Raw genomic sequence first — 5,194 nt, 5'->3', positions numbered from 1 at the left:
GTACCACGACTGCCTCCGGGGGAACGTCGACCCCGCAGTAAGTGCTTGCGAGGGCAAACATACTGCAGGGTTCCGCTGTTAGTCTGCGTGGTTTCTGTCAATCCCGAGAACCTCTGTTATTGACGCTGATACGTTCCCATCAACTGCCCTTGCGACAGGATGTGCCCCCTCATGGCTGCGTCGAGCTGCGTCCGGTTCGCCGACGCCGGGAGAGACAGCACCGTGTCCAGAGCGTAGATTCGAAAGTAATACCGATGGGCGTTGCCGTGTGGTGGCATCGGGCCGTGATACCCGGACGTGCCTCTACTGGTGACACCCTGTACTGAACCGTCAGGCAGAGACGCATTCGTGGACACGCCCTGTGCGAGTCCCGTCGATGTGGCAGGCATGTTCCATATGGTCCAGTGGACCCAGGTCCCAGCCGGGGCATCAGGGTCGTCACAGACGAGGGCGAAGCTGGCGATGCCGTCCGGCGTGTCCCTCCAGGAAAGGTCTGGCGAGATGTTTTCACCCTGTCCCGTGTACTTGACCGGGATAGGTTTATCGGGTGTGAATACCGCGCTGGTGATCGTGATTTCCATAGGTGCCTCCTGCATGTCAGAACCAGCCTTGATGCCCTTCTCCATCTTCTATCTGCCAGTATACGTGGTGCCACATACAAGGCAACGGTCAACAGAAAGGCCCCGGCGGATAACCGCCGGGGCCTCATCGTTATCGACTGTGTTGTGCTGGTGTGTCTGGATTCGCTGAGTGTTACGGTTTGAGCTTATTGGTGATGACCACGGTGACCTTCCGGGCGGCAGGGGTTGACCCATTCGGAAGCAGGCCGTCGACAGGGACAATGGCGGTCAGGACATCTCCCGCCTTGTGGATGGTGACAATTGACGTGCCGTCAGAGAAGAGCGGGATCGTCTTCGTCTTCAGGACGATGGTGCGGTTGAGTTTAACTGCGTTTGCCACCGTATGAGGGGTCGAAGCTTCAAGGATGTAGAGGTACGCCCAGTGGCTGGCAGGAACATCCGGCCAGCGGATGTCTTTACCCAGTCCAGTGACCTGTGAAGAGTTACTGATCTCACGGCCAAGTGTACGGTCGGCGATTGCGGTGAACTCTGAACGAAGGATATTGACAGTGGGCTTGTATGTCCCATCCGGATACCCTGTGATATACCCGTTCTTCTGCATGGCCTCAATGTATCCAGCTGCCCAGTTGGTGACAGGAACATCCTTGAAGGAGGAGGCCGTCAGGTTCTGGATCGGCGCAACCTTGAGCATCCGCAGGAGAGCTGCTGCTGCCTCGGCACGGGTGATAGGCGCATCAGGCCTGAACGTTCCTGAGGTGTCGCCGAGCATGATGCCTTCGTCTTTCATGATCTGGATGTACCCTGATGCCCAGTGAGTCGCAGGGACGTCCGGGTAGGAAGGTTTGGTGTTGGACCAGCCGAGCCCAAGAGCACGGGTCAGCGCTGCAGCGACTTCTGCCCTGGAGACGTTCCGTTCCGGCTTGAACAACCCGTCCGGGTAGCCGATGAAGAACGTCTGATGATACACCATGTTGGTGGGTGCAGGAACTGGTACTGGTACAGGAGCTGCCACAGAAGCTGAAACGGTGCTGGCATCAAGCGTCACTGCCGTCTGTGAGAGTGCCCTGCCGTTCAGCGTTGCGCCGGTGTTCAGCACAATCGCTTTTAGATCCAGGATGGTTCCATTGAAGACAGACGTCGTTCCAAGTGTCGTTTGGCCGGCGACCTGCCAGAAGATGTTAGCTGCCTGTGCCCCGCCGCTCAGAATAACCTTCTGGGCCGAGCTGATATCGAGTGTTTGCGCTATCTGGAAAATCCAGACATCATTTGCGCCGCCCGCGAGAGTGACATTCGTTGGTATGGTAACCCCGGTGCTCCATTTGTAGACGCCAGGGGCGATGGTCATTCCGCCAATATTCCCAGCACCCAGTCCGACAACAGGGGCAGGAGCCGTCACTCCGGCAGCGGCAGTGTAGGCGGTTTCCATGTTGCTGACAGCCGTGGTCATGTTATGTGGAGTAGGAGGATGATAGTCGGCTGCATACACTTTGCCAGTTACCAAAGATGACCTCGAAAATGTATTCGATTTATCCATTGTTAATCCAAATCCGGTTATGGCACTCGCGGCGGCTGGACTCACTCCAATATCTCCAGTCACGTGGGTGGATCCAGTGGTCGAGATTCCTGATTTTGCCAGGACCACAAAATTACCCGCCGTCCCAAGAACGACTGCTACTGGACCGGCTGCCCTTGCCTCGGGCACAGGTGCGAAGACACCGGTGAACATGGACATAAGCAAGGATAGTGCAACAAATGTTGCGAAAAGTCTCCTCATGTGTTCCTCCCCTCTAGGATGTGCTGTCGGGGTCCATGACAATGACGGTGGCAGCGCCGTGGAACCCAGTCCACGCGAGCTTTGAAATGACCGGAACGTGCAAATGACTATCAAATGTCCCCAACCATCGAGGGATTACCAATTACTATAGTTGCCGAACCGTTAGATCATACAGGTGTCAAACGTTGTTCCCTCTTCTGAGAGGCTACGTGTGACAACTGTCCTGAGCCCGTTGTCCATAGGCCATCCCTTCACATCGATGCTCTTGCCTTTCAACTATGGTATCCCAGTTGATGCCAGAAAGTTGCATATGACCCGGGAAACAATGATTATGAAAGTCGCAACAATAATGTCAGGAGTCTCATGCGGGTGACTCAGTTAGACAGATGATACAACTCGGTGGCAAAAATATCTGGCCACCATGGTGAAGCTCGTCGTCTCGAACAACGGGGCGGACGCCGGATGAAAGGCGATGATGCATGTCTAGCGACATGAAAGTGCGGTTGTGAATGCCGGCTTCCCGCTTTGGCGCGCCGTTCGTGTATGATATAAGTGTGAATAACATGGCTGGGTTCGACATACGGATCGTTCGGGCGACACCGGACATGGCCGCCTATGTGGACGGGCTCCGCAGCAACTTTTTCGTGAACGCGCGTGTCAAAGTTTCAATGTGCGGTGACAGTTATGACTTCGACGTCGATTCCGTCCAACAACCGTATGAGAAGATAGAAGACTCCTGTCCAGACTGTGCCTATCTCGGCAGAGATGACGCGGCCATCTATCTCGCATTTGTCGAAGAGCAACTGGTAGGACAGGTGTGTGTCGAGGAAGATCATAACAACATGGCACGTGTCTGGGGGCTGCGCGTTGAGCATGGCCACAGCCATCACGGTATCGCGACGTCGCTCATGAATACCGTCAAGGCATGGGCCGTTGACCAGGGACTGCACTGGCTGCGCGCAGAAACGCAGGACGTCCATGTGACTGCATGCATGTTCTACCGTGACTATGGGTTCGTCATTGGTGGGTTCGACCGTTTCTATCTGCAGGCCACGCCTGGCAGCGAGGACGAGACCGCCATCGTCTGGTATCTCGAGGTCTAAAGCACTCCAACACGATTTCTCAGGGTCCGGTTGTCACCGGGTCCAGGGTATTGACCAAATTCCCTGTTCTGTCATGCTGATGTCAGCGGAGATTCCGATATCGTCGAGCATGACCTAATGGGAGGAACGCTATGGTCTTCCTATCGCGGGAAGAAGCAGGAGCCAAACTGGCAAGTGAGGTCCATGATCAGGGATTGACCTTCGACCTTTGCTGTGGGATTCCACGTGGCGGGGTCATCGTCGGATCTGTCGTCGCCCAGGAGCTCGGCTTGCCGTTTGGTGTCCTGCTCATCCGCAAGATCCGTGCTGACGCCAACCGTGAACTTGCCGTAGGGGCCCTCGGCTATGCCGGAAACGGCAGTTTCGCCACCATCCTGTCACCCGAATCCGCACACGAACCGCGCGAGCACCTCGACGCCGAGATCGGCTTCGAGAAGGAACGTCTTGTCCTGTACGCAGAGCTGTTCGAGCGCTATATCCCCCAGACATGGGAACGCGGCGCCCGCGTGCTGGTTGTGGACGATGGTATCGCAACGGGAGCGACGATGATCGCCGCCGTGGATGTCGTCACCAGTATGGGGTGCGTCCCCACGGTCGGAACGCCGGTCGTGGACAAAGAAGTGATGCGCCAGCTGGTCGAGCAGGGGTACCATGTTGTGACTGTCCACGCGGCCGAATGGCTGATGGCTGTAGGGCAGTTTTACGAGGACTTTCACGAGGTCAGTGACCGCGAAGCCCTGTGCTGGGCCAATCGGGCGTTCCGTCCGCGGCGCATCCGATAGAGCAGGAGCGTCAGCCGGTCGCGTTACCTCATCGTGATAGCGCCTACGGGGCAGGAATCTGCGCAGAAGCCACATCCTATGCACCTGTCCGGCATCTTGAGGACAGGTCTGGCGTGGTGGTCTCGTGGGTCCGCGCACCCGAGGCCCAGACAACTGACGGGGCATGACTGCGCAGGCGAGCAGAAGCAGGGCAGGCATGAGGAACCATGCTCGCACGATGCCGGCTTCAGCCGAGGCGCTCTGCATGCCCTTTGCCAATGACTGGTCGTAACCTGCTCGCGACAGGAACCCAAGGAAGACAGCTTGCGCCAGACTCATGGCGGGTTTGGTGACGAAGCTGTTGACACCGGCATACATCCCTTCGCGCCGCAGCCCTGTCGTGTGTTCATCCGCGTCGATGACGTCACCATTCATGAGCGGAATGAGGTACATGCCACGAGATAGCCCCCATGATCAAGCTCAGAGAGCGCTAATGACAGTCTCTAGTGCTGGTCGTGATGAGGAGTTCAGGACCTTCTGCTCCGCAGCTCGCTCACGACATCGCATAGCAAGAACCTTCACTGGCAACCTTCCGCGAAGCGCAGATCCGGGCCTCAGCGCATGGATCGGAATAGCGAGATCAATTTGCAGTACATTCCGATAAAGAAACAGCAGGGCATTGAGGGCCTAGTTTTGGGTGGATGATGACACGTTTTCATTTTTTGCTAGGTGAGTGAGGAAGGCTTCGATCTCTGCTGCTCCCATTTCAGCAGGATGGCGTTTATTGTGAAAAAGGATATACCGCCGCGCCCAATGAACATAGGTTTTCTCGGTGCTATAGGAATTATAGAAATAATGCTTCAGACGGATTGCGTCTCGGATTTGGTCGAGGAGTTTTCTGGATTTTTGGGGTGGTTGATCGTTCATAATTGTTGACTCATAGCGGGGCTTCTTATACAATGGTTTTAATGAAAA

General features: G+C 56.1%; 5 protein-coding genes and 2 pseudogenes. 2 read left to right on the top strand and 5 right to left on the bottom strand.

The genetic code is table 11. The features are described from left to right. Positions 1-116: 116 nt before the first annotated feature. Positions 117-581, bottom strand: a complete 465-nt coding sequence (locus SMC5_RS06960) for a YbhB/YbcL family Raf kinase inhibitor-like protein (RefSeq protein WP_119120133.1) — start codon at positions 579-581, stop codon at positions 117-119. A gap of 172 nt (positions 582-753) precedes the next feature. Then, complete coding sequence (locus SMC5_RS06955) at positions 754-2,355, bottom strand: ice-binding family protein (RefSeq protein ID WP_119120131.1); 1,602 nt, start codon at positions 2,353-2,355, stop codon at positions 754-756. Between the two features lie 563 nt (positions 2,356-2,918). Between SMC5_RS06955 and SMC5_RS06950 the strand changes: the two genes are divergently transcribed. Continuing rightward, a complete protein-coding gene (locus SMC5_RS06950) occupies positions 2,919-3,458 on the top strand; it encodes a GNAT family N-acetyltransferase (protein WP_165849006.1) in 540 nt (179 codons plus the stop codon). Positions 3,459-3,589: 131 nt separating this feature from the next. Beyond that, a complete protein-coding gene (locus SMC5_RS06945) occupies positions 3,590-4,240 on the top strand; it encodes a phosphoribosyltransferase (RefSeq protein WP_119120129.1) in 651 nt (216 codons plus the stop codon). Between the two features lie 23 nt (positions 4,241-4,263). Here the strand turns inward: SMC5_RS06945 and SMC5_RS11705 are convergent, their stop codons facing one another. The 3 genes and pseudogenes from SMC5_RS11705 to SMC5_RS06930 all read right to left on the bottom strand — a co-directional run. Next, positions 4,264-4,533: a 4Fe-4S dicluster domain-containing protein gene (locus SMC5_RS11705; RefSeq protein WP_119120128.1), complete on the bottom strand. Its 270-nt coding sequence runs from the start codon at positions 4,531-4,533 to the stop codon at positions 4,264-4,266. Next, positions 4,418-4,672: pseudogene (locus tag SMC5_RS11700) on the bottom strand (MFS transporter); the annotation flags it as partial. The gene SMC5_RS11705 and the pseudogene SMC5_RS11700, both read right to left, overlap by 116 nt. A gap of 237 nt (positions 4,673-4,909) precedes the next feature. Then, positions 4,910-5,146 (bottom strand): annotated as a pseudogene (locus tag SMC5_RS06930) (phage integrase N-terminal SAM-like domain-containing protein); the annotation flags it as partial. Between the last annotated feature and the right edge of the window lie 48 nt (positions 5,147-5,194).

This window comes from Candidatus Cryosericum odellii (genome assembly GCF_003570935.1).
In the GTDB taxonomy this organism is placed as follows: domain Bacteria; phylum Caldisericota; class Caldisericia; order Cryosericales; family Cryosericaceae; genus Cryosericum; species Cryosericum odellii.
This window is presented reverse-complemented; position numbering and strand designations above follow the sequence as displayed.

Bases quoted from the DNA above. Each gene is read 5' to 3' on its own strand.
- SMC5_RS06960 (WP_119120133.1), bottom strand. From the start codon at position 581: ATGGAAATCACGATCACCAGCGCGGTATTCACACCCGATAAACCTATC.
- SMC5_RS06955 (WP_119120131.1), bottom strand. From the start codon at position 2,355: ATGAGGAGACTTTTCGCAACATTTGTTGCACTATCCTTGCTTATGTCC.
- SMC5_RS06950 (WP_165849006.1), top strand. From the start codon at position 2,919: ATGGCTGGGTTCGACATACGGATCGTTCGGGCGACACCGGACATGGCC.
- SMC5_RS06945 (WP_119120129.1), top strand. From the start codon at position 3,590: ATGGTCTTCCTATCGCGGGAAGAAGCAGGAGCCAAACTGGCAAGTGAG.